This window comes from Deinococcus malanensis, assembly GCF_014647655.1.
GTDB classification, from domain to species: Bacteria; Deinococcota; Deinococci; order Deinococcales; family Deinococcaceae; genus Deinococcus; species Deinococcus malanensis.
On record NZ_BMPP01000019.1, the window covers coordinates 9143 to 32192 of the forward strand.

Annotated in this window: 15 protein-coding genes; 7 read left to right on the forward strand and 8 right to left on the reverse strand. The window is 66.1% G+C overall.

The annotated features are described in order from the left end of the window. Positions 1–9 precede the first annotated feature (9 nt). From IEY49_RS17765 to IEY49_RS17790, 6 genes are all read right to left on the reverse strand, one after another. On the reverse strand, positions 10–3396 hold the full coding sequence (locus tag IEY49_RS17765) for an ATP-binding protein (RefSeq protein WP_189011216.1): 3387 nt from the start codon (positions 3394–3396) through the stop codon (positions 10–12). A 476-nt stretch (positions 3397–3872) separates the two neighbouring features. Then, complete coding sequence (locus IEY49_RS17770; protein WP_189011218.1) at positions 3873–6728, reverse strand: family 78 glycoside hydrolase catalytic domain; 2856 nt, start codon at positions 6726–6728, stop codon at positions 3873–3875. A gap of 118 nt (positions 6729–6846) precedes the next feature. Continuing rightward, the gene (locus IEY49_RS17775) at positions 6847–8526 is read right to left on the reverse strand and encodes a glycoside hydrolase family 3 protein (protein WP_189011220.1); all 1680 of its coding nucleotides are present in this window, start codon (positions 8524–8526) and stop codon (positions 6847–6849) included. Between the two features lie 83 nt (positions 8527–8609). Further along, positions 8610–9434 (reverse strand): carbohydrate ABC transporter permease, encoded by an 825-nt coding sequence (locus IEY49_RS17780; RefSeq protein ID WP_189011222.1) that lies wholly within the window; start codon positions 9432–9434, stop codon positions 8610–8612. Then, positions 9431–10336, reverse strand: coding sequence for a carbohydrate ABC transporter permease (locus IEY49_RS17785; RefSeq protein ID WP_189011224.1), 906 nt, complete (start codon positions 10334–10336; stop codon positions 9431–9433). The genes IEY49_RS17780 and IEY49_RS17785 overlap by 4 nt, the downstream gene beginning before the upstream one ends. A 60-nt stretch (positions 10337–10396) precedes the next feature. Further along, positions 10397–11659 (reverse strand): ABC transporter substrate-binding protein, encoded by a 1263-nt coding sequence (locus IEY49_RS17790; protein WP_189011226.1) that lies wholly within the window; start codon positions 11657–11659, stop codon positions 10397–10399. 241 nt (positions 11660–11900) lie between these two features. Between IEY49_RS17790 and IEY49_RS17795 the strand changes: the two genes are divergently transcribed. From IEY49_RS17795 to IEY49_RS17825, 7 genes are all read left to right on the forward strand, one after another. Then, on the forward strand, positions 11901–12686 hold the full coding sequence (locus tag IEY49_RS17795; protein WP_189011228.1) for a DeoR/GlpR family DNA-binding transcription regulator: 786 nt from the start codon (positions 11901–11903) through the stop codon (positions 12684–12686). Beyond that, on the forward strand, positions 12683–13870 hold the full coding sequence (gene rhaI / locus IEY49_RS17800; RefSeq protein ID WP_189011230.1) for an L-rhamnose isomerase: 1188 nt from the start codon (positions 12683–12685) through the stop codon (positions 13868–13870). The genes IEY49_RS17795 and rhaI overlap by 4 nt, the downstream gene beginning before the upstream one ends. 62 nt (positions 13871–13932) lie before the next feature. Further along, positions 13933–16017 (forward strand): bifunctional aldolase/short-chain dehydrogenase, encoded by a 2085-nt coding sequence (locus IEY49_RS17805; protein WP_189011233.1) that lies wholly within the window; start codon positions 13933–13935, stop codon positions 16015–16017. Further along, the gene (locus tag IEY49_RS17810; RefSeq protein ID WP_189011234.1) at positions 16007–17491 is read left to right on the forward strand and encodes a rhamnulokinase; all 1485 of its coding nucleotides are present in this window, start codon (positions 16007–16009) and stop codon (positions 17489–17491) included. The genes IEY49_RS17805 and IEY49_RS17810 overlap by 11 nt, the downstream gene beginning before the upstream one ends. Before the next feature lie 82 nt (positions 17492–17573). Further along, entirely contained in the window at positions 17574–18317 is a 744-nt protein-coding gene (locus tag IEY49_RS17815) for a (Fe-S)-binding protein (RefSeq protein ID WP_189011235.1), read from the forward strand. Continuing rightward, entirely contained in the window at positions 18314–19813 is a 1500-nt protein-coding gene (locus IEY49_RS17820; RefSeq protein ID WP_189011236.1) for a LutB/LldF family L-lactate oxidation iron-sulfur protein, read from the forward strand. The genes IEY49_RS17815 and IEY49_RS17820 overlap by 4 nt, the downstream gene beginning before the upstream one ends. Further along, on the forward strand, positions 19810–20454 hold the full coding sequence (locus IEY49_RS17825) for a LutC/YkgG family protein (protein ID WP_189011237.1): 645 nt from the start codon (positions 19810–19812) through the stop codon (positions 20452–20454). The genes IEY49_RS17820 and IEY49_RS17825 overlap by 4 nt, the downstream gene beginning before the upstream one ends. A 377-nt stretch (positions 20455–20831) precedes the next feature. Here the strand turns inward: IEY49_RS17825 and IEY49_RS17830 are convergent, their stop codons facing one another. Beyond that, a complete protein-coding gene (locus IEY49_RS17830) occupies positions 20832–22148 on the reverse strand; it encodes an MFS transporter (protein WP_189011238.1) in 1317 nt (438 codons plus the stop codon). Beyond that, positions 22133–22687 carry a TetR/AcrR family transcriptional regulator gene (locus tag IEY49_RS17835; RefSeq protein ID WP_189011239.1) on the reverse strand — a complete coding sequence of 185 codons (555 nt, stop codon included), beginning with the start codon at positions 22685–22687 and terminating at the stop codon, positions 22133–22135. Before IEY49_RS17835 ends, IEY49_RS17830 begins: the two co-directional genes overlap by 16 nt. Positions 22688–23050 lie beyond the last annotated feature (363 nt).

The following is a 23050-nucleotide window of genomic DNA, read 5'->3' on the forward strand; positions in this document are numbered from 1 at the left end:
AGTGCCGTTCTACACGGCGGCGGAACCCGCCGACTGAGAATCCTGGGACGGTTGCCCCGGCTGCCGCAGTTTAGCGAGCAGGGGTTCCAGAGGCGCAGCCCGGCCCTGGTTCAGGGCCGCCTCCAGCGCGTCAGAGGGAACGAGCGGACGTAGGGTGTCGACAGCCTGAGTGGCCAGGCGATGCTGGAAGACGCCAGCCGAACGGCGACCCAGCACCACGCCGAGGAGCCGCGCGGCTTCTTCCCACTGGCCAGTACGGGCCCGGACCTCGCCCAGGCCTCGCAGGCCAACCAGAATCCAGGCGGCCGAGTTCCCACTCAGGGACTGCCGGTAGAACTGCTCGGCGCGCCCCAGGTCTCCCAGCGCGAGTGCCGCGTCGCCCAGCACCCAGGCGGCCGCCGCCTGGTGGTAGAGGTCCTCGTCCTTCTCGTTCAGGGCCTGGCCTTTCTCGAGGGCTTGCCGGGCGTCCTGAGTCCGGCCCAGGCGCGCGTAGCACCAGGCCAGACCACCCCAGGAAAACGGCAGGACAGCGTTTGCCTTCTCGAAGGCCGCCAGGGCCGCCTCGCCCGCCGTGAGGGCTCCGAGCACGTCGTCCTGCTCCGCCGCGATGTAGGCACGCATCCCCAGGACGTTCGCGGCGACACGGCCCAGCCCGCTCTGCTCCGCCCAGGCCGCCCACTCGTCAACATGCCGCCTGGCGGCCTCATAGTCTCCTAACCGCAGACACGTGTAGGACAAGGCCGCAAGTGAAGTCATGACCGGCTGGGGTTTGCCCAACTGAATCCGCCGCCGGAGGACCTCTTCCTCCTGTTGCCGGCCGCCTTCTGGGTCGTCATGCCCGAAGGTCTGCACGGCGGCGAGCTGCTCGCGTGCGTCCAGGGCGAGGAACTCGTCCTCTGCCTGGCTGGCCCTGGTCTGGGCGTCCTCCAGCAGGTGTTCGGCGGCAGTCCAGTCGCGCCGCTGTACTGCCAGATCACCCAGGATGTACACGCTGTAGGCGGCCATCCTGGGGTGGCCGGCCTCGCGTGCAGCGTCGAGGGCACGCTCTGCCGCTTCCCTGGCTTCAGGGTGACGACCCTGGCGGGCCAGTGAGGCCGCAAGTTCCCCCAGTGCGAAGGCTGCTTCGCTGACCAGTCCGGCTGCCTGCGCGGTCTCGGCAGCCACCTGCCAGCGGTGGAGGATGGCCGCGAGGTGATGGCTGTCACGGAAATACAGCGCGTTCTGAATGAGGAGAAGAATGTCGCGGCGCTCTGCGGCGTACTCAGGCCGGGCCGGGGTGAGCTCGAGCGCCTGTTCGAACGCCGCCGCCGCCGCCGGGTACGCGCCGAGCTTCATGGCCTCGTGGCCGGCCTGCTGAACTTGCCTGGCCGCCTCGCCCGTCAGCCCGGCCCCAAGCGCATGGTGAGCCAGCACCTCGGGGGACGCGTCGCCTGCCTTCAGGGCATCCAGCGCGCGCTGGTGAAGCAGCATGCGCCGGGGGCCACTCAAGGCGTCCCGCAGGGTCTCCCGCACCCGGTCGTGCGAGAGGAAGGCATCCCGTCTGCCCTCCACTTCGCGCAGCAGCCCCGCCCGGAGCAGTTCCTCGTAGCCTTGCAGCGCGGTGTCCTCGCCCAGGTCAGCCACGGCCCGCAGGCGGCGGAACTCCAGGCCCTGGCCCAGCACCGCTCCTGCTTGGGCGAGCGCGAGGGCAGCGGCCGAGAGCCGGCTCAGCCGCTCGCCGATGACCGCCCGCACGCCCTCGCTCCCCTGGTCCAGACCGGCTTCGAGGCTGGCCTCATTCACCACGATGCCGTTGTCGCCGAGCGTGAGTGCTCCCTGCTCCACCAGTCCACGCAGCGTTTCCGAGATGTAGAGCGGCTGACCGCCCGTCTCCACGAAAAGGCGCGCGGCCAGATCTTCGAGAGCGCCGCTCACGGTCACTCCCGCGAGTCCCTTCAGCAGCCCCAGCGTCTCGGGCAGCTCCAGCAGCCCGAGGTTGAGCCGCGTGACGGGCAGCTCCCTGCTAAGATTCGCCGCCCACCCAGCCAGCCCCGACCCGGGCGTCAGGGCCTCGCCCCTGGCCGTGAGCATCAGCAGGACCGGCGCCTCCTGCTCCGCGGCCCGTCCGGCAAGGTGCCGCAGGGCCTCCAGCGTGCCCGCGTCGGCCCACTGGACGTCATCCACGAGCAGGACGAGGGGTTCGCGCCTCGTTGCCACGTGCCGGGCGAGCGCGAGGATGAGGTGCGTCAGGGCGGCCAGGGGGCGGCCTCGGGAGTCCTCTCCCGGTGAAGGCGGCGTCAGCTGCGGGAGCTCCTCCAGTTCGGGCAGCAACCGAGCGAGTGGGGCGAGGTCGTGCCGTGAGAGCAGCGCCTCGGGCCGGGGTTGCGCGGTCAGCGGGCGGCGCACGGCGTCGATGAGCGGGCCGTAAGGCGACCCACCTGCCTCGAAGGCTCGGCCGCGCAGCACTTCGCCTCCGCGTTCTTGAACCCACTTCAGAAATTCTCCGGCCAGCCGGGTCTTCCCGATGCCGGGTTCGCCGACGATCAGGGCAACACCCGGATGGCCATCCGCAGCGCTCTGATAGGACGCGGCCAGTCGCGCAAATTCCGCGTGACGCCCGACGAATGGCGCCTCGCGCAGTAGCGTGGGAAGGTCCGGCACCACTTCAGGCCGGCTCCGGAGAGTGGAGTCCAGCAACTGTGGTTCGAGGGCTAGCGTCTCAGGAGCGAGCGCGCAATCCACCTCGTCCCGCAACACCCGGCGGCAGGTGTCGAGGGCCTCCCGCGCGAGCGCCCGCTGCCCGGACGTCAGCCGGGCCTGCACGAGACGTCGCCAGGCGGCCTCGTTCAGGCGGTCCACAGCCACCCAGCGCTGAGCCGTCTCTGCCGCGCGGCCCGCGTCGTGCTCCAGTTGAGCCGCGGAGAGCTGGTCGAACACGAGGTTCACCGCGGAGCGTGTCACCTCGCGGCGTTCTTCCAGCCAGGCGTCGAAGCCGCTGCCATCCCCGAGGGTGAATCCGTCGAGCAGATCGCCGCGCCACAGGGACGCTGCCTCCTGAAGCTCAGGCAATACGTCAGCAGGTGGCAGGCAACGCGCTGCCTTCGCCGCACGCTCCAGCGCCGTCACGTCACATTCGTGTGGTTCGGTCACCAGGCAAACCGTGGTCCGGTTGGCTTCCAGGCGGCAACGGAAGGGCCCAAGGGCTTCGCGGGCGTAGACGAGGGTGCTCCGCAGGCTGGCCCGGCCCGCTTCAAGTCCCGCGTCGGGCCAGAACAGGGCGGCCAGCTTCTCCCGGGACTGCCGGCCGGGTTCGAGGGCCAGGTAAGCGACCAGGGCCTGGGCCTTCCGCGTTTTGAAGGTGACGGGGCAGTCCCCCACCCGGCATTCGGGCGGGCCGAGGAACTGGAGAGCGAACATGGTGTGCCCTTCACCTTACCACTTACCCCACCTCGCCCACCGGTACGTTAAACGTGGGACTGAACAACATGGCCGGCGCGGCGCCCGGCCCGATGGATGGGAAGAGGCGCGTTGGGTGACGAAGCAGTCGACGTCGTCTCTGCTCCTTACGGTTAGACCGAGGTGCGCAACGCTTTGCCTTCCTCCTAGCCTTCTGCCTGGGCGTGTGCTGGTGCGGGATACGGGGGAGGAGTGGGGTGGGAATGGGGAGGAGGGGTGAAGGGAGCGGAAGGTGATCCTTCGACAATACATTCTCACGTCTACTAAGACCAACGAAAAAAGCGACCCGGAGGCCGCCTTTGATGCTGAGCATTGTAGCGCGGTATACGCCGGGAGACGCAAGTATGCGTGGAGTCCACACCGCGGCGCGTAGCTACTGAAGCAGCGGCCGCATCCTCACCGGGTTCGTCGGCACCCCCTCACCGGCGAGCCGACGCTCAGGTGTGGGCAGCGCGCTCCTCATTCAGACGGTCGAACAGTGCAGCCACTTCGGGCACCAGCGCCTTGCTTTCCACGGAGAAGGACAGCACCAGGTCCAGGGGAAGTTTGCTGACCCCACTCCCGGGTTTCAGCATTCCCGCCAGTGGCGGGTGCGCCTGAGCGAGCGCCAAGAGTTCCCGGGTGGCTTCCTCGTCATCCCACACGTCAATCAACGGCAGATCCAGTGACAGCGGAGGCAGGGGCTGGCGCGGCGGCTGGTACCCGTACGACCAGTGATGCTCGCCCGCCGTGACCTCCAGCGGTGCGTGTTCCTGACCCGGTAGCGTCACGGTCGCGGTCGTGTTGGGCGGGACAGTCACGTTCAGGGTGAACGTGTTGTTCTCCAGCGTCCACGCCACGCGCGCTTCACCGTAAGGGGTGAGGTGGGTCGCCCACGCGGACGTGAGCCCGCCGCCAGGACGGGGGTGGACCGCGAGCCGCCGGTATCCCGGCTCGGCCGGCGCGAGGCCCGCCACGGTGCGGTGCAGCCAGTCAGCCACCGCGCCCAGGGCGTAATGGTTGAACGAGGTCATCTCACCAGGGTTGATGCTCCCGTCGGGAAGCATGCTGTCCCAGCGTTCCCAGATGGTCGTGGCGCCCATGCTGACCGAGTAGAGCCACGAAGGGCACTCGCGTTGCAGCAGCAGGCGGTACGCAGCGTCTGTCCGGCCGGCCGCGACAAGCGCGTCGCAGATGAGTGGGGTGCCGACGAAACCCGTGAGGATGCGGTACCCGCCGTCCCGGACGATTTTCGCGAGGCGCGCCCCGGCTTCCGCGCGCTGGGTTTGTTCGGGCAGCAGGTCAAAGCTGATCGCCAGGGCGTACGCGGTGGCGGCGTCGTTCATCATGCGGCCTGCGGGCGTGACGTACTGCCGCAGGAACGCCGCGCGAACCTCGGCCGCCAGCGCGTGGTAATGCCGGGCGCGGTCCTCGTGACCGAGCACCCCGGCAGCCTGCGCAACAAGTTGTGCGGACCGCGCGAAGTACGCGGTGGCCACGATTTCAGCGTTGGTTTTCGCGGCGCCCGGCTGGTTGGGTGGAGCAGTCGGATCAAGCCAGTCACCGAACTGGAAGCCCTGATCCCACAAGCGGCGCGGGCCGCAGTGCCGGTCGAGGAAGTCCACCCACGCGCTCATGCTGGCGAACTGCCGGGCGAGAATGTCTCGGTCGCCGTACCGTTCGTACAGCACCCACGGCACAATCACGGCCGCGTCGGTCCAGGCGGCGGCAGGTTTCATGGCCCAGTCGCCCTGAATGTTCGGCACGATGAACGGAGGCACCCCGTCCTCGTTCTGCTCGGCAGCGAGATCCGCCAGCCACGACGCGAGGAAGCCGCTGACGTCATACAGGAAACTCGCGGTGGGCGCGAACACCTGAATGTCCCCGGTCCAGCCGAGCCGCTCGTCCCGCTGAGGGCAGTCGGTGGGCAGATCGAGGAAATTGCCGCGCATGCCCCACACGACGTTCTCGTGCAGCTGATTGACCAGCGGGTCCGAGCAGCCGAACTGTCCGGTGCGCGTCAGGTCACTGTGTACCACGACCGCCACGAGATCGTCGGTGGTGAGAGCGCCGGGCCAGCCGTCCACCTCGACGTACCGGAACCCGTGAAACGTGAAGGTCGGCTCCCAGGTTTCGGTCCCGCCGCCGCGCAGAACGTACCGGTCGGTGGCTTCGGCGGTGCGCAGGGGCCGGGTTCCGAGTTCACCGTTCTCCAGCACTTCCGCATGCCGCAGCGTGATGGTGTGACCGGCTTCACCGCTGACCGTGAGGCGCACCCAGCCCACCAGGTTCTGGCCGAAGTCGACCAGCGTTTTGCCGGTGGGGGAGGAGGTCACGCTGAGGGCCGGGACGTCCTGCGTGCGGCGCACCGGCGGACCGTCCGGCGCGACGAGCGTGGCGAGGTCACGCCCGGTCACCTGCACGGCCAACCAGGTCCGGTCATCGAATCCGGCGGTCGACCAGCCGGGCTGTTCGAGGCGCGCGTCATACGTTTCGCCGTCGTACAGGCTGGAAGTCACAACCGGTCCGCTTGAGGCGCGCCAGGATTCGTCGGTGATGACGCGTTCGACCGTGCCGTCGGCGTACGTGATTTCCAGCTGCGCGAGCAGGGCAAGGTGGTCGCCGTAAATGTTGCGCTGCCCCCCGCTGAACCCGAGCCGGCCGCGGTACCACCCGTCGCCGAGGGCGGCACCAAGCGCGTTGGGGCCTTCTTGCAGCAGTCCGGACACGTCGAAGGTCTGGTAGCGCAGTCGGTGATGGTAACTGGTCCAGCCTGGAGCGAGCACTTCGTCACCGACCCGCTGGCCGTTGAGATGCGCCTCGTACACGCCGAGGGCCGTCACGTACAGCCGCGCGGTGGCAACGCCGGGCCGCACGATGAATTCGCGGCGGAACAGTGGCAAGGGGCCGTCCGGCACTTCAGGCGTGACGAAGCGGGCGCTCCAGTCGTCAGGACCCAGCAGCCCAGCTTCCACGTCCAGTGGAGCGCTCCAGGGGGTGGGGACGTCGTTGGTGTCCCACGCACGAACGCGGATCTGGACGCGGGCGCGCGACGTCAGGGCGGCGAACGGCCAGGGCAGCTGCACGGAATCCCGGGACGCCACCCGTCCGGTGGTGTGCACGCCGTCCGCGCCACGGCACTCGATCTCGTAGGCCGATTGCTGCCAGCCTGGCGCTGCATCCGTGATCTGCCAGCTCAGAGGCGGCGTGGGCGACGCGACCCCGAGCGCATCGTCGCGCCGCCCGGCCCGGAGGTGCGAGACGGTCGCGGCGTTGACGGTGGTCGATTCGGAAGGAACAGCTGGGTAGGTCATGACAGGACTCCTGGGGGCCGCGGGACGGTCCGCGTGGACGTGAGCCGGGCTGGGTGGGGGTGAGGGGAGGCCGACAGCCGTGGGGCCGTGGGTGCTGCGTGGCTGGAGCAACGTGCCTTCACTGCTGGACGAGCCTCGCCAGACCCGGGCGCAGGGCCGAGGCGGCGTCCACCGGGCTGACCCCATGGAAGGGCTGCTGACCGGTCAGGGCACGCACGACCGCTTCCTGTACAGGCAAGACTGCGGAGTAGGCGTTGACGAGCGTCTGACAGCGAGGCGCCTGATACGCGTAGTACGGCGTACCCAGCGAGATGATCGCCGTGGGCAGCACGTCCCAGAAGCGCTCCATGGCCCGGAAGGGGCTGCCGTGCAGTTCCGTCCAGTTCAGGCGCAGGTCATCACGGACCATCAGGCCTTCCTCAGCCAGCACGTACAGCAGCACGTCGAACTGCTCCGCGCTCACCTGGGTCTGCGGGGTGTACAGCGTGACCTCGAATCCCGCTTGTTGCAGCAGTTCAGGAATCCGCAGGTCCGCGAGCGGGAAGCCCAGACCGTTGGTACGGCGCGGCTGACGGATGATCAGCACCCGGCGCTGCCGGGACGGATCGAGCGGCAGGAGGCGCTGGGTGTCGCTGACCAGCGTGACGGCCCGCTCGGCGCATTCCTGCGCCCATGTCAGGTGGTCCGGAGCGCGCAGGGCATCCGCTCCAGGCAGTTCGGCACTCACGTGTAGTCCGAGGGACGCTTTGAGCGCCAGGACCCGCGTGACCGCTTCGTCCACCCGCGCCGTGCTCAGGCGCCCGTCGAGCACCCCCTGGCGCAGGAACTCCAGATCACGCGCCGCGTCGGTGGGGAACAGCAGGATGTCGCAGCCGGCAGCGATGACCTGCGGCACCAGATCCTCGCGCCTGCCCTGCGAGGTGAAGCCGCCCATCTCGGTGGCGTCGGAGACCACCACGCCGTTGAAGCCGAACTCGCCGCGCAGCAGGGTGGTGATCAGCAGGGGGGAGAGCGTGGCGGGCAGGTGCGCCTCGTCTGGCCTGTCCTGGGCGTGCGCGTAAGCGGGAAAGGTGATGTGGCCCGGCATGATGGTCTTCACGCCTGAGGCGATCAGCAGGCGATACACCTCCCCGTAGCTTGCTTCCCAGGCGGGGAGATCCAGCGTGTTCTCGCTGGTGACCAGGTGCTGGTTACGGTCGTCCACGCCGTCACCTGGCCAGTGCTTGGCGCAGGCCGCCACGCCTTCTGCCTGAAATGCCGCGATGGTCGCTGCACTGAACGCCGTGACGCGCGTCATGTCGCTGCCGAACGACCGGGTGTTCACGATGGGGTTGCGGGGGTTCAGGTCCAGATCCGCCACGGGGGAGAACGTGCAGTTGAAGCCCACCGCGCGGCCCTCCCGGCCCATAACCTGTCCCAGGCGCCGGGCAAACAGAGGATCGGCTGTTGCAGCCACCGCCATCTGATTGGGGTACGGGGTACCTGCGGCACCGCCGACGGAGGCCAGTTCCCCGCCTTCCAGGTCGGTGCTGAGGAGCATCGGCACGCGGCTGCGTTCCTGGAGATAGGTGGCCGAATCCCGCAGGGCCTGAGGATCGAGGGTCGCAAAGCGGGACACGCCCCCGACGCCGAGTTCAATGAAGCGGTCGAGCTCCTCACGCTTGAGGAACATGCTGAGGGGCACCAGCAGCTGCGCGAGTTTCTCTTCAAGGATCAGGGCGTCGCGGGTGTCGTGAACCCAGTTCTGCGCATCTTCATCAAGAAAAAAGGGGGAGGCACTTAAATCAGGAGCTGTCATGAACGACCTCTTGGAACCTGGGAGAGAGTCAAGGCCGGCATGAAGGGGCGTCATGCCGACCGGGGAAGAGGGGTCGCTGGTACTCAGCCCTTGACGGCTCCACCCAGCACGGCGGACGTGAAGAGCCGACGGGCGAAGACGAACAGCAGCAGGACCGGCAGCGTCGTGAGGGACACGCCCAGCATCATCGCGCCGTAATCCACGGTATTCCGGTTGGACATGGCGCTGAGGTACAGCGGCAGGGTGAAGCTTTCAGGCGTGTTCAGCACCACCAGCGGCCAGAAATAGGAGTTCCACTGAAACAGGAACACGAACACCGCCAGCGAAGCCAGGGTAGGCCGCACGGCAGGCAGGGCGATATGCCAGAACACCCGCCACTCGTTGGCACCGTCGATCCGGGCGGCTTCCGCGAGTTCCTGCGGGAAGCTCAGAAAGCCCTGGCGCATGTAGAACAGCCCGAAGGGTGAGGCGATAGCGGGAAGAATGACGGCCCAATAGCTGCCCAGCAGTTGCATGCCGGCCAGCAGTTTGAAAATCGGGATGATGGTGACCTGAGCAGGCACGAACAGCGTGATCAGAATGATGCCAAACAGAAGTCCGCCCAGGCGGGACTTGAAGGTCATGGCGTAGCCGCCCAGGGCGCTGAGTAGCAGCGTCAGTACCGTCGTGAAGACCGCCAGCAGGACAGAGTTGAATGCCGCGCGCAGGAAGCCGTCCTCGAGCAGGGTGCGCAGGTTGGGCAGCAGCGAACTGCCGATATTCCAGCGTGGCGGGATGGCCAGCACGTCACTTGCTGGACGGGTGGCGGACGCGAACATCCAGAAGAAGGGAAACAGGGCCGCCAGAGCGCCGAGGGCGATCACGATGAAGAGCACCCACTGCGCCGGGCCGTACCGTCTGTGGCTCATGCGTTCCTCCGCGCAGCCAGCCCCTGGAGGCCAGCCACCAGGCCCGCGATCAGCACGATCACCCAGGCGATGGCACTGCCGTAGTTATGGTCGAAATTCTGGAATGCCACCCGGTACAGGTACAGACCGAGGGTGAGCGTGCCGTCTGCCGGTCCGCCTCCAGTGAGCACCATCACCTCATCAAACAGGTTGATGGTGGCCAGCGTCGACATGATGGCGGTGAACAGCAGCACCGGCCGGACGGCGGGCAGGGTGATGTGCCAGAACTTCTGACGATCGGTGGCTCCGTCAATTTCGGCAGCTTCGTACAGTTCCTTGGCAACGCTCTGGAGTGCGGCGAGGTAGATGATGACGTTGAAGCCAACGGCGCGCCACAGCAGCACGGCGCTAATGGACACCTTCGCCCACCACGGATTGGACACCCACGGAATTCCGGCCAGCCCCATCGCCCCGAGCATGTAATTGATGATGCCCAGGTCCTCGTTGAGCAGGGTGCGGAACAGGATGCCGGCGGTCGCGAGACCCATCACGGTCGGCAGGAAGAACGCGCTCTGGAACAGGCCACTGAGCGGGAAGCCCGGGCGGTTGAGGACGTACGCGATTCCGAGCGCGATGGCCAGGGTCAGTGGAACCTGCATGATGAAGAACAGGGCGGTGTTCACGGCCGCCGTGCGGAACACCTCGTCATTCGCGAGGCGCTGGTACTGAGCCAGACCCGCGAACTTGTCCACGCCGTCAAGGTTGCGCTGGAATGACAGGATCAGCGACTGCGCGATGGGGTACAGCATGAACAGCGTTAGCAGCACCAGCACCGGTAGCGCGAAGAGCCACGGGGCCATGTTGAAACGCTTCCTGCGGCGTGGGGGTCGCGTGGGGTTGGCCTTGAGGGACAGGTCAGTCATGACAGGCTCCTGTGAGTGAGGCGGGACCGCTGAAATGCGCGGTCCCGCCTCTCCCGGGGGTTACTTGGCGATGTCGCGGCCGGTCTGGTTGGCGACGTCGCGGGCTGCCTTGTTCAGAGCGTCCGTCAGGGAGGCGCCGTTGAGGACCGCACCCTGAGCGGTCATGACCGCCTGGCGCGCAGCATTGGCATCCGAGGTGTAGCGCAGGTACGGCAGCTTGCTCTGGCCGCTCTGGAATGCCGCCGCGTAGTTCGGGGTGGCGAAGTAGCTGTTGCGCAGGTTGAGCTTGTCACTGCCGGGCAGGTAGGCGTTCAGTGCGCCAGGGTTGAAGCCGCGCCGCTGGCCGCCAACGGTGGCGAGCCATTCCGTGAAGGCCCAGGCAGCGTCTTTGCTCTTGCTGGCCTGCGCGATGGTGGCGTAGGTCGTGCCGAAGTCGGCCGGCTGGGGCTTCCCGAAGCCGGGGAGGGGCATGACACCCCACAGGCCTTTCTGCTCAGGCACGATGACTTGCAGCAGGCTCGCCATGAAGGCCGGGGCGATGATGGTGGCGGACCGGCCAGCTTTCCACGCGCCGACCACTTCAGGAATGGCCTGGGCTTGCAGGATGAGCTTCTTGTCCCACATCTCCTTGAGTTTCGCGAGTGCGCGCTGCGAACCGGGGGAGTTGATGGTGATGTCGCCGTCCTTGTTGAAGTAGTACCCGCCGTTGGCCTGCTGCATCAGGGCGCGCAGCATCAGGTCGTCGGAGAAGACGTTGGTGGACGTGATCTTGATGTCCGGGTTCATGGCCTGGAGCTTGACTCCGGCGGCGATGTAGTCGTCCCAGGTCTTGATCTTGGAGGGATTGATGCCGGCCTTCTTGAACAGGTCTGTCCGGTAGAACATGGCGGCGGTGCTGTTGTCCAGCGCGAGACCGTAGACCTTGTTGTTGACGGTGCCGCCCTGCCAGTGGGCCTGCGAGAAGCCACGCTGGTACTTCTTCGCTTTGGACGTCAGATCCATCAGCAAGGTCGGGAAGCGGCGTGCGATGAACTCGAGGTCAACGCCTTCGATCTGCATCACGTCGGCCGGCATCTGATTCCCGGAGGCGGAGGTCGTGACCTTCTGGCGGAGGTCAGAGGCGGCCACCGGAATCAGGGTGACTTTCACTTTCGGGTAGAGCTTCTGGAAGGCGGGCAGCCAGTCTTTCATGACGTCACCTTTGTTGGTCATGTAGGTGATCTCACCAGTCAGGTTGGGGTTGCCTTTGATGGGGTCGGTGGTCTGGGCCGCGGCGACGCTCAGCAGCAGGGTCAGGGGCAGGGCAAGCACGACATGCTTCATAGTTTTCTCCTGGTTTTGATGGGTGTAAGCCATCGAACGTGGGTGGTGGAGGTGCCCATCAGGCACATGACTGTTAACGCTTGAGGTGTGAGATGCGGTGGGACTAAGAGTCAGTTCGAGATCAAGGTCACGGGCAGTTCCCGGTACTCGGTGGTGTTGGATTGTGCATGTAATCTAACATGATCACTCAAAAAACCGCAAGCCCTTGTAAAGTTATGTTTGAATGGTGTTAGATTCAGGTATGACCACAGACACCCTCAAGGTAGGCAGCGAGCGCCAGCACCAGATCCTGCGCCGCGCGCTGTCAGAGCGCGTCGTGAAAATCAAAGACCTCTCCGCCGAACTCGGCGTCCACGAAATGACCGTCCGGCGCGACATCGACCAGCTGGCCGAACAGGGCCTGCTCGAACGCATTCATGGCGGCGCCCGCATCCTCGAGAAAACCAGTGAGGAAGTCGCCCACCAGCTGCGCGCCACCAAAAACACCGAAGCCAAGGACGCCATTGCCCGCGCCGCGTTGAACCTCATCGAAGACGGAGACGTCGTCGCCCTGGACGCCAGCACTACCGCCCTGGCCCTGGCGCGCATCCTGCACGCCCGCAACGTCAGCGCCATCGTCAGCAGCCTCGACGCCGCGAATGTCCTCGCCGCGACTGGCGTGCCCTTCCTGATGGTCGGCGGGAACTTCCACGCGCCCGCCCGCTCCTTCGTCGGTGCCTTCTTCATGGACACCATGACCCGCCTGCACCCGGACAAAGTGTTCTTCTCCGCCAAGGCCTTCTCGCCCGACACCGGCTTCACCGACCCGCACCTGCCGGAAGTCGGCGCCAAACAAACCCTGATCCGCTCAGCCGGCACGGTGATCGCCCTGCTCGACAGCTCCAAGGTCGAACGACGCGCCCTGGCCACCATCGCCACCCTTGATGAGGTCGATGTGCTGATTACGGACCAGACCCCCTCCGATCGCATCCGTTCCGCCACCGAGTCGGCGGACATCCTACTTATCGTCACCCGGGAGGACCAATGAACCAGGACCTGTACGACGCCCTCAGTACCCAACGCATTGAAACGCCCTCCTGGGGATACGGCAACAGCGGCACCCGCTTCAAGACCTTCACCTCCGCCGGCGCCGCACGTGACGTGTACGAGAAAATCACGGACGCCGCCGAAGTACAGCGCCTCACCGGCATCGCCCCCAGCGTCGCCCTGCACATCCCCTGGGACGAAGTCGACGACTACGCCGAACTGCGCCGCTTTGCGCAAGGACGCGGAGTCACCCTCGGCGCGATCAACCCGAACGTATTCCAGGACGACCGGTACAAGCTCGGTTCGATCGCCCACCCCGACGCTGAGGTTCGCGCCCAGGCGGTAGAGCACCTGCTCGACTGCGTGTCGATCATGAAGCAGACCGGTTCGCGTGACCTGAGCCTGTGGTTCGCCGACGGCACCAACTACGCCGGACAGGACGACCTGCGATCCCGCAAACGCCGCGTCCGCGAAGCCCTCGCCCAGGTTCACGACGCCCTTCCGGACGGCAGCCGCATGCTGGTGGAGTACAAACTGTTCGAACCGGCCTTCTACGCCACCGACCTGTTCGACTGGGGGGCGGCGTACGCCCACTGCCTCGCCATCGGCGACAAAGCGCAGGTGCTCGTCGACCTGGGCCACCACGCGCAGAGCGTGAACATCGAGCAGATCGTCGCGTTCCTCCTCGACGAAGGCCGCCTGGGCGGCTTCCACTTCAACGCTCGACGTTACGCGGACGATGACCTGATCGTCGGCACCACCAACCCGTTCGAACTGTTCTGCATCTACGCTGAACTCGTCGCGGCCGCACGGGCCGAGGACGACCTCACGCGCACCACCGCTCAACAGGTGGCGTACATGATCGACCAGAGCCACAACATCGAACCCAAGGTCGAAGCGATGGTGCAGAGCGTCCTGAACTGCCAGGAAGCGTACGCCAAAGCCCTGCTGATCGACCGGGAACGCCTCGCGGCCGCCCAGCAGGCCGGTGACGTCCTGGAAGCCCACCGTACGCTGACCGACGCTTTCCGCAGCGACGTCCGTCCCCTCCTCGCCGACTGGCGACGCTCCAAAGGCCTCCCTGAAGATCCCATCGCTGCCCACCGCGCCAGCGGTTACCAGCAGGACGTCGCGCGCGAGCGTGGCACCGCTACTGCCGGTGGTGGCTTCCCCGTCAAAAGCTGATCCCGTCGTCCCCGAAAAGCCCGGCCCACAGCCACCCCTCACCCCTGTTCCCGGAGGACCCCATGACCGCAACGCAATCCAAGACCATCATCACCAACCGCTGGAACGACACCGACGCGCCCCAGAGTGACGGACTGGCCGCGCTCACCTACCGCTCCAACCTGCTGGGCGCCGACCGCACCCTTGTGAACATCTACGGCGGCAACACCAGCACCAAAAGCGTCGAGAAAGACCACCTCGGCCGGGACGTGACCGTCCTGTGGGTCAAAGGCAGCGGCTCGGACATCGCCAGCATCACCGAGAAGGGTTTCGCCGGGTTGAAACTTGACGAGGTCCTCCCCCTGTTCGACCGCCCGGAGATGTCCGACGAGGAAATGACCACCTACCTCGAACGCACCACCTTCGAACCCGGCCGGCCCCGGCAGAGCATCGAGACGCTGCTGCACGCCTTCGTGCCTGCCAAGCACGTGGACCACACGCACCCGGACGCCATCATCTCCATCGCCTGCACCCCGAACGGCCCGGACATCATGCGTGAGATCTACGGCGACCGCGCCGCCTGGGTCGACTACATCCGCCCCGGCTTCACGCTCTCCCAGCAGATCGGCGCGGCCGTGCGCAACAACCCGAACCTGGAAGCCGTCGTGATGGGCAAGCACGGCCTGGTCACCTGGGGCGACACCGCCAGGGAAAGCTACGAAACGACCCTACGCATCATCGGTGAAGCTCAGGCGTACCTGGACGCCCGTCAGGAAGCGCAGCCGTTCGGAGGCGCCCAGGTTCAGAACCTTCCAGAAGACGAAGCGAATGCCCTGCTCGCTGAAGTCCTGCCGGTCCTCCGCGGCGCGATGAAAGGCGCCCGACCGGTCATCCTGAATGTCGACCGCAGCCCGGAAGTGATGGAGTTCGTGAATTCCAGAGCGGCTGCTGAACTGTCTCAGGTGGGTGCCGCGTGCCCGGATCACCTGGTGCACACCAAACGCACCCCGCTGTTCCTCAACTGGACCCCGGATCAGGGTAAGGAAGCCCTGCTTACCGCGGCGAAAGAGAGCGTCGAGCGTTTCAAAGTCGAGTACGCCACGTACTTCGAGGGGAACAAAGGCGAAGGGGACGTGATGTTCACGCCCAGCCCGCGCGTGGTGCTGATTCCCGGTCTCGGCATGGTGAACAGTGGCCCCGACGCTCAGGGCGCGGACGTCTCCCGGCAGCTGTACGTGCGGGCCATCCAGGTGATGAAGAGTGCCAGCAGCCTCGGCGGGTTCGTTTCGCTGACGGCCCCGGAATCCTACGCGGTGGAGTACTGGCCGCTGGAACTGTACAAACTCGCCCAGAAACCCGCCCCGAAAGTCCTCGAAGGGCACGTCGCCCTCGTCACGGGCGCCGCGAGTGGGATCGGCCGCGCCATTGCGCGTCGCCTCGCGCAGGACGGCGCGCACGTCGTGATTGCGGACCTCAATGCTGAGGGTGGCCAGCAGGTTGCGCAGGAGATTATTCAGGAACGCGGGTACCAGCGGGCGGCCAGTACCGGCATGAACGTCACCAGCGAGGAGCAGGTGCTGGCCGCGTACCAGACGGCGATCCTCCAGTACGGGGGGGTGGACATCGTTGTGAACAACGCCGGCATCGCGTCCAGCGCCCCGATCGAGGAAACCAGCCTGGAGATGTGGAACAAGAACCAGAGCATCCTCTCCACCGGGTACTTCCTGGTGGCGCGCGAAGCGTTCAAGGTGCTCAAGGCGCAGAACACAGGCGGGAACCTGGTGTTCATCGGCAGCAAGAACAGCCTCGCCGCCGGCAAGAACGCCGCCGCGTACAGCACCGCCAAAGCCGCCGAGATCCACCTCGCGCGTTGCCTCGCCGAAGAAGGCGGCGCGCATGGTATCCGCGTGAACAGCGTCCTGCCCGACAGCGTGCTGTCCGGCTCCGCCATCTGGGACGGCAAGTGGCGCGCTGAACGCGCCGCGACGTACGGCATCCGCGAGGATCAGCTGGAGGACTTCTACCGCCAGCGCAACACCCTCAAGGTGAACATCCTGCCTGAGGACATCGCGGAAGCCACCTTCTACTTCGCCACACCCGCAGCGAGCAAAACCACCGGCGGCATCCTCACGGTGGACGGCGGGGTGCCCATCGCGTATGTCCGCTGACGTCTCCCGCCACGTCGCCATCGACCTCGGTGCGTCCAGCGGCCGGGTGGCCCTGGGGACCGTGCAGGCCGGGAAGCTCACGGTGGACGTCCTCCACCGCTTCCCGAACGGCGGGGTCCCCGTGCAGGGCGGGCTGTACTGGGACGTGCTCGGACTGTGGCGGGAAATTCTGCACGGCCTCAAACTCGCCGGCAGCTACGGACACATCGACAGTGTCGGCGTCGACTCCTGGGCCGTAGATTACGCGCTGCTGGACGAGCATGGCCTGCTGCTGGACGGCGTTCACCATTACCGTGATGCCCGCACTACCGGCGTGATGGACGATGTTCATCGCACCCTGCTGAAAGACGCCATGTATGACGCAACGGGCATTCAGTTCCTGCCGTTCAACACCGCATACCAGCTGATTGCCCATGAACGGCAGGCCCCCGGGATCCTGAGTCGCGCCCACAGCCTGCTGATGGTGCCGGACCTGCTGCACTACTGGCTGTCCGGCCGTCAGGTGACCGAGCAGACGAACGCCAGCACCACCCAGTTGTACGACCCGCGGCTGGCCACCTGGTCCCGCCGCGTGCTGGACGCGCTTGATCTCCCCGAGGGGCTGCTTCCTGAAGTCATCGCACCTGGGACGGTGATCGGCGAAGTCTCACCAGGAATCGCGCTTGAAATGGGTCTCAAAGGGACCCGGGTTATCGCGCCGGCCACGCATGATACCGCCAGCGCCGTCGCGGCTGTCCCGGCTCAGGGGCCGCACTGGGCGTACCTGTCGAGTGGCACCTGGTCCCTGGTGGGGGTGGAAACATTAGAGCCGGTGATCACGCCCGCTGCCCTGCGGTTCAACCTGACCAATGAGGCCGGCGTACACGGCACCACCCGCCTTCTGAAGAACATCATGGGCCTGTGGATCCTTCAGGAATGCCGGCGGTCATGGTCGTTCAACACGCCGACGTTCGAGATGCTGTATGCGGAGGCGGAAGGTGTTCCTCCGAGCGGCCCGCTGATTGATCCGGACGACCCGCGGTTCCTGGCCCCGGGTCTGGACATGCCTGCCCGGGTGCAGCAGTACTGCCGGGACACGGACCAGGCGGTCCCTGAGTCGCGGGCCGCCATTACCCGCTGCGTGCTGGACAGCCTCGCGCTCCGGACTGCGGAGGTGCTGACGCAACTTGAAGCGGTCACCGGAAACTCAATTTCTACCCTGCATGTGGTGGGCGGCGGTTCACAGATCCGGCTGCTGAACCAACTGATCGCGGACGCGTCAGGCTGCACGGTGATCGCCGGACCGGTCGAAGCGACGCTCATCGGGAACCTGCTGGTTCAGGCGGAAGCCTGCGGCCGCATTCCACAGGGCGGCGTGCGTGACGTGGTCCGGGCGTCCGAAGCGGTCCTCACCCACCGGCAGCAGACGGTCGTTCCCGCGGAACGGCGTGCCTTGTTCGCCCGGCTGGGCGAGCGTGCGACGGTCCCGTCATGAAGGCGGCGCAGCGGATCTTCCCTGTCCGGCCTGAGTGCCCCCTTCACGCGGTTGCCGGGAGCCAGGAGTGTGGAGGACCAGCATGAAAATCGACCTGTTCATTACCTGCCTGAATGACGCGATGTTTCCCCGCACCGGTGAAGCCACGGTCAAGCTGCTCGAGCGTCTCGGCCATCAGGTGCACTTCAACGACCGTCAGACCTGCTGCGGGCAGATGCATTTCAATTCCGGGTACCAGGGAGAAGCACTCGGTCTGGTGCGCCATTTCGTGGAGACCTTCCGGGATGCCGACGTGGTCGTGGCGCCCAGCGGCTCGTGCGTGGGCATGGTCCGCGACCTGTACCCGCGCGCTGCCGAGTGGGCGGGAGACGATGAGCTGCTCGCGGAAGTGAACGCCCTGATCCCCCGTGTGTTCGAACTCAGCGAATTCCTGGTTCAACACCAAGGCCTCGAGGATGTCGGTGCGTACTACCCGCACCGCGTGACGTACCACCAGACCTGTCACGCCATGCGCGTCCTGCGGGTCGGGAACGCCCCCCTGCGGCTGCTCCAGAAGGTCCGGGGCCTGAGTCTGGTGGAACTGCCTGCCGTGGACCAATGCTGCGGGTTCGGGGGAACGTTCAGCGTGAAGAATCCGGAGACCAGCACCGCGATGCTGGCCGACAAGGTGCAGAACGTCATGAGCACCAAAGCCGAAGCGTGCACCGCAGGAGACAACTCCTGCCTGATGCACATCGGTGGTGGGCTCAGCCGCCTGCAAAGCGGCACCCGCACCGTACACCTCGCAGAGATCCTGGCGAGCACGGAACAGGAAGTGTTCGCGTGAGCGCCGGAGGCATCAGACCCGCCCGCACCTTCCAGGACGCGGCGCGTGACACGCTCTCGAACCCGCAGATGCGCCGCAACCTGCGGCACGCGACCACCACCATCCGCGAGAAACGCCTTCGGGCAGTCGACGAGTTGCCGGACTGGGAAGCGCTGCGTGACGAAGGCGCCGCCATCAAGGACCACGTGATGGCGAACCTCAGCGAGTACCTGCTGGAACTCGAAGCGTCGGTCAAAGCCCGCGGGGGGCACGTGCACTGGGCACGCGACGCGGAGGAAGCCCGGGAACTCGTCGCACAAATCGCCGGGTCCCACGGGGCCCGCGAAGTCATCAAAGTCAAGTCCATCTCCACTGACGAGATTGAGCTGAACGCGGCCCTCGAACGGCACGGCATTCATGCCATCGAAACGGACCTCGCCGAACTGATCGTGCAGCTCGCCGAGGACCGGCCCAGTCACATCCTGGTGCCGGCGATCCACCGCAATCGCGCGGAGATCCGGGACCTGTTCCGCCGCAAGCTCGGCGCCGAGCTGCTGACCGACGAGCCGAAAGTCCTGGCCGAAGCGGCCCGGGTGTACCTGCGGGAGAAGTTCCTCACCACAAAGGTGGCCGTCAGTGGCGCCAACTTCGCGGTGGCAGAAAGCGGCACCGTCTGCATCGTCGAGTCTGAAGGGAACGGCCGCATGTGCCTGACCATGCCGGACGTGCTGATCAGCGTGATGGGCATCGAGAAGGTCCTGCCCACCTGGGAGGACCTTGCCGTGTTCATGCGGCTGCTGCCGAGAAGCAGCACAGCCGAGCGGATGAATCCGTACACCAGCTTCTGGTCCGGCGTGACCCCCGGGGATGGACCGCAGGAGTTCCACCTGGTGCTGCTGGACAACGGCCGCACCGACGTCCTCGCAGACGAGGTCGGACGACAGACGCTGCGCTGTATCCGCTGCTCGGCGTGCCTGAATGTCTGCCCGGTGTATGAACGCGCAGGCGGGCATGCGTATGGGAGCGTGTATCCCGGTCCGATCGGCGCGATCCTCACCCCGCAACTGCTGCACCTGGAGGACAAGAACGCGAACACCCTGCCGTGGGCGAGCAGTCTGTGCGGCGCGTGCTATGACGCCTGTCCGGTCAAGATCAACATTCCGGAAGTGCTGCTGTACCTCCGGGGGAAGATCACGGAGGACAAACCCCTGAACGCTGAAGCCGTGGCGTTCAAGACGGCTGCCTGGGTGATGAGTGAACCGTTCCGTTTCGAGGGGGCTATCAAGCTCGCGCGGACCGGGCAGGGGCCCCTGGTGAAACACGGTGCGATCCACGCTCTTCCCGGGATGCTGAGTGGCTGGACCGACACGCGGGACCTTCCGGCCCTCCCCAGGCAGTCCTTTCGGGAATGGTGGCGCCACCGTCCCGCACCACCAATTCGCGCGACGGATGGGGATGCGCAGACCAGCGAGGGTGAACCTATCGCGCCGCAGCGGGATGACCGGGGGACCGTATGAGCGCAGAAGCGAAACTCGAAATTCTGACCCGCATCAACCGCGCCGGACAGCACGCTGAAGCTTCGTTCGTGCGGGCACCAGTTGGGCTGTCCACGCGTACCCGTCAGGACGTGGTCGAGCAGTTCGCGGAGTACGCCGCGGAGTACCGGGCGAACGTCATTCGTGTGGACTACGCTGGGCTCGCGCAGGCGATTCAGGACCGGCTCGACCTGTGTGGGAGTGAACGCGTCGCCATTCCACAGGACCTGCCGGCCGGGTGGTTGCCGCAGGGAGCGTCCTTCACGGCAGATCAAGCTGGGGTGACGGACCTCACGGACATCCAGTCCGTCATTACCGCCTGTGCGGTGGCCATCGCGGAAACCGGCACGGTCGTTCTCGATCATGGTCCAGGTCAGGGACGGCGCGCGCTTACCCTGGTGCCGGACCACCACATCTGTGTGGTGCGGGAAAGCCAGGTGATGGACAGTCTTCCTGAAGCGGTGGCGCAGCTCAAAGCCAGTGTGGGCCTCGGGTTGCCCCTCACGTGGATCAGCGGGCCGAGTGCGACCTCCGACATCGAGCTCAGCCGCGTGGAAGGCGTACATGGTCCCCGCGTCCTGGACATCATGCTCGTGCACGAACACCCTGACGGCACGGCCTGAGCTCAGTGGTTGACTGACAGGCGATACTGAGTATTCAGAGGAACATCTCACGTGGTCATGAGCGGGCTTGCCTCCGGGCAAGCCCAGCGCCATTCCTGAGTCCGGGGAGCATCTGAAGTCACAGGGGAGGTGGAAACACTGACCTGAAAGAAACAAGGGCTGGTCAGAAACTACAGGAAAGTGGGTTCCTGATCGTGATGGCTTGTCTCCGTACACTGCGCTTCTGCTCGGCGTGCCAGGCGGACGTGGTGCACGGCGAAGCGCAGCTGCGCTACCCGGCACGTGAGGCAGTAGCGCAACGGCGGTAAAGTCAGGAGGTCATGACCAGTCCTGATCGAAAGGCCGCTGACTTGCGGATGTACCGGCATGAGAATGGGTCAACCTCCGGCGCTCCGCTGCGGGAGGGCAGGAATCGGGGTCTCTCCTGCACTGCCGCCCTGTAAACGGAGCAGGGTGGGCGAGAGGAACCCGGCGAGGCCCACCAAGGTGCCCAGCACGCCCATGGCCACGAACAGCCAGCGAACACCGAGCATTTCGCCCAGAGGACCAGCGATCGCCAGGCCTGCGGGCCCTGCCAGCCCCATGACGGTGCTCAACAGCGACAGTGCCCGGCCTTGCAGCTGATTCGGGATGGTGGTCTGAAGGAGGGCGGTCATGGGAGCGTTCGCCATGATGAAGCTCATTCCGCTGACTGCCCACCACACGACGGCCAGCCAGAACATCTGGCTCGGGGCCAGAGCGGTCAGCGCGATGGTCAGACTTGACGCGGCGAGTCCCAGCAGAATCCACGGCATCTGCCGTTTCGGAGCGATGGCCGCGATCAGGAGGCCACCCAGGATCATGCCCGCCCCGGTCAGCACCTCCATCAGGGCCACGTCGCCTACCCCTCTTCCGAAGTGGTTCTTGACCAGCAGGGGCACCATGGTGAACGACGGCATGACCACCAGCACCACGGCGCCGAGCAGGCCATAGAGGCGCCGGAGACCCGGGTGCTGCCAGACCAGCTCGAACCCTTCTCGAAACTCCGCCCACATGCTCGTTTGCTGCTCTTCTGACCTCTTGATCTGGGGAATGCGGAACAGCAGCAGAGGAATGATGCCGAGCAGCGCCGTGACCACGTCGATGCCCAGGGCCAGACCCAGAGGCATCACCCCGATGGCGAGGGCGCCCAATGGGGCAGATGCGACCGTCATGATGCCCATCAGGGTCTGGTTCAGGCCGGCGGCACGGGGCAGAAACGAGCCTGGGACCAGCATGGCTGTGCTGGCAGCGGCGGCTGGTCCCTGGAAGGCCTGCATGGCGCTGCGGATGAACATCATGACGTACACGTGCCACAGCTCGACCCGCTCGGTGAGGAACAGGGTGATCAGTACCAGCATGCACAGGGCGCTGATGAGGTCTGCGGTGATCATCAGGAAGCGGCGGCTGTACCGGTCGGCGAGGGTGCCTCCCAGTGGGCCGAGCAGCGCCTGGGGCAGGAGGGCGGCCATGCCTGCGGTGGCCAGCGCGCTCGCGCTGCCGGTGGTGTCGGTGATCCACCAGATCAGCACGAACTGGGTAAGGGCCGAACCGATCATCGAGAGGGCCTGACCGCCGAAGATGGCCCAGAAGCGGCGTTCCCACCCTGGTCCAGGATCTGGAGGGTGGTGCAGGAGAGGGGACGCTGGTGGGGTTGTGCTCAGGGCCGGGTCCATGACTGCAACTCCTCTTTCAGGGCCGTGCGTTGGGCGTGATTGAGATCAGGCAGGCCTGAATTCCGGCCGGCCCAGAGGCCGTCGCAGGCCAGGCGGATGGCATGGGCGCGTCCGGGCGGCAGGCCGTCGGCTTCGGTTTCGTCGATGAGGAAGCGTTGTGCTTCCTGCAACCCGCGGAGCAGGTCGGGAAGGGTCGCGAGTGGGGCCAGGGCTGCTGTCAGGGCCTCGATTTCGTCGTCCTGAACGAAGGAGAGTTCGATGTAGGCCCTGAGCCAGGCTCCGGGGGCGTCACCGTGCAGGGCGATCTCATGGGCGTGGGCGGCCTGGAGACGGGTGTGGAATTCCTCAATCAGGGCGTACGCCAGGGCTTGCAGTAACTGTTCCTTGGACGGGTAGTGGTGCAGCAGGCCGCCTTTACTCACCCCGGCCGCCTGGGCAACAGCGTCCAGGGAGAGGGTCGCGCCGCGCGTGCGGAGCACACGGCTCGCGGCGTCGAGCAGGGCAGCGCGGGTGAGTTCGGGGGCTTTGGTCCTGGGCATCACTCAATCATACATACCGACTGGACGGTTTGTAAAGAGTGACGTTCAGACCTACGCCACTCCCCCTGTCACCACGCTCCTGCCTTCCAAGAAGAATTTCAACACTGGACTGCTGTCCCCCCTCCGCTCACGAGAATCTCAGCCTGTGCCAAGGGGGAAGCCATCGTTCACCAACGGTAAGCGGGCATCCACTCCTTCACTGCGGCCAAACACACCAGTGCTTGGAGAACGACGGTCCTGCCCCCGACAACGGTGAATCTGGAGGGCGGCACGTGACCTTCGTGGTTCCCTGATGTATGAGTCGGCTATGCCAGGCTGCCACGACCCGGAACGCAGGCACCAGCACGGAAGGGCCCCATAACG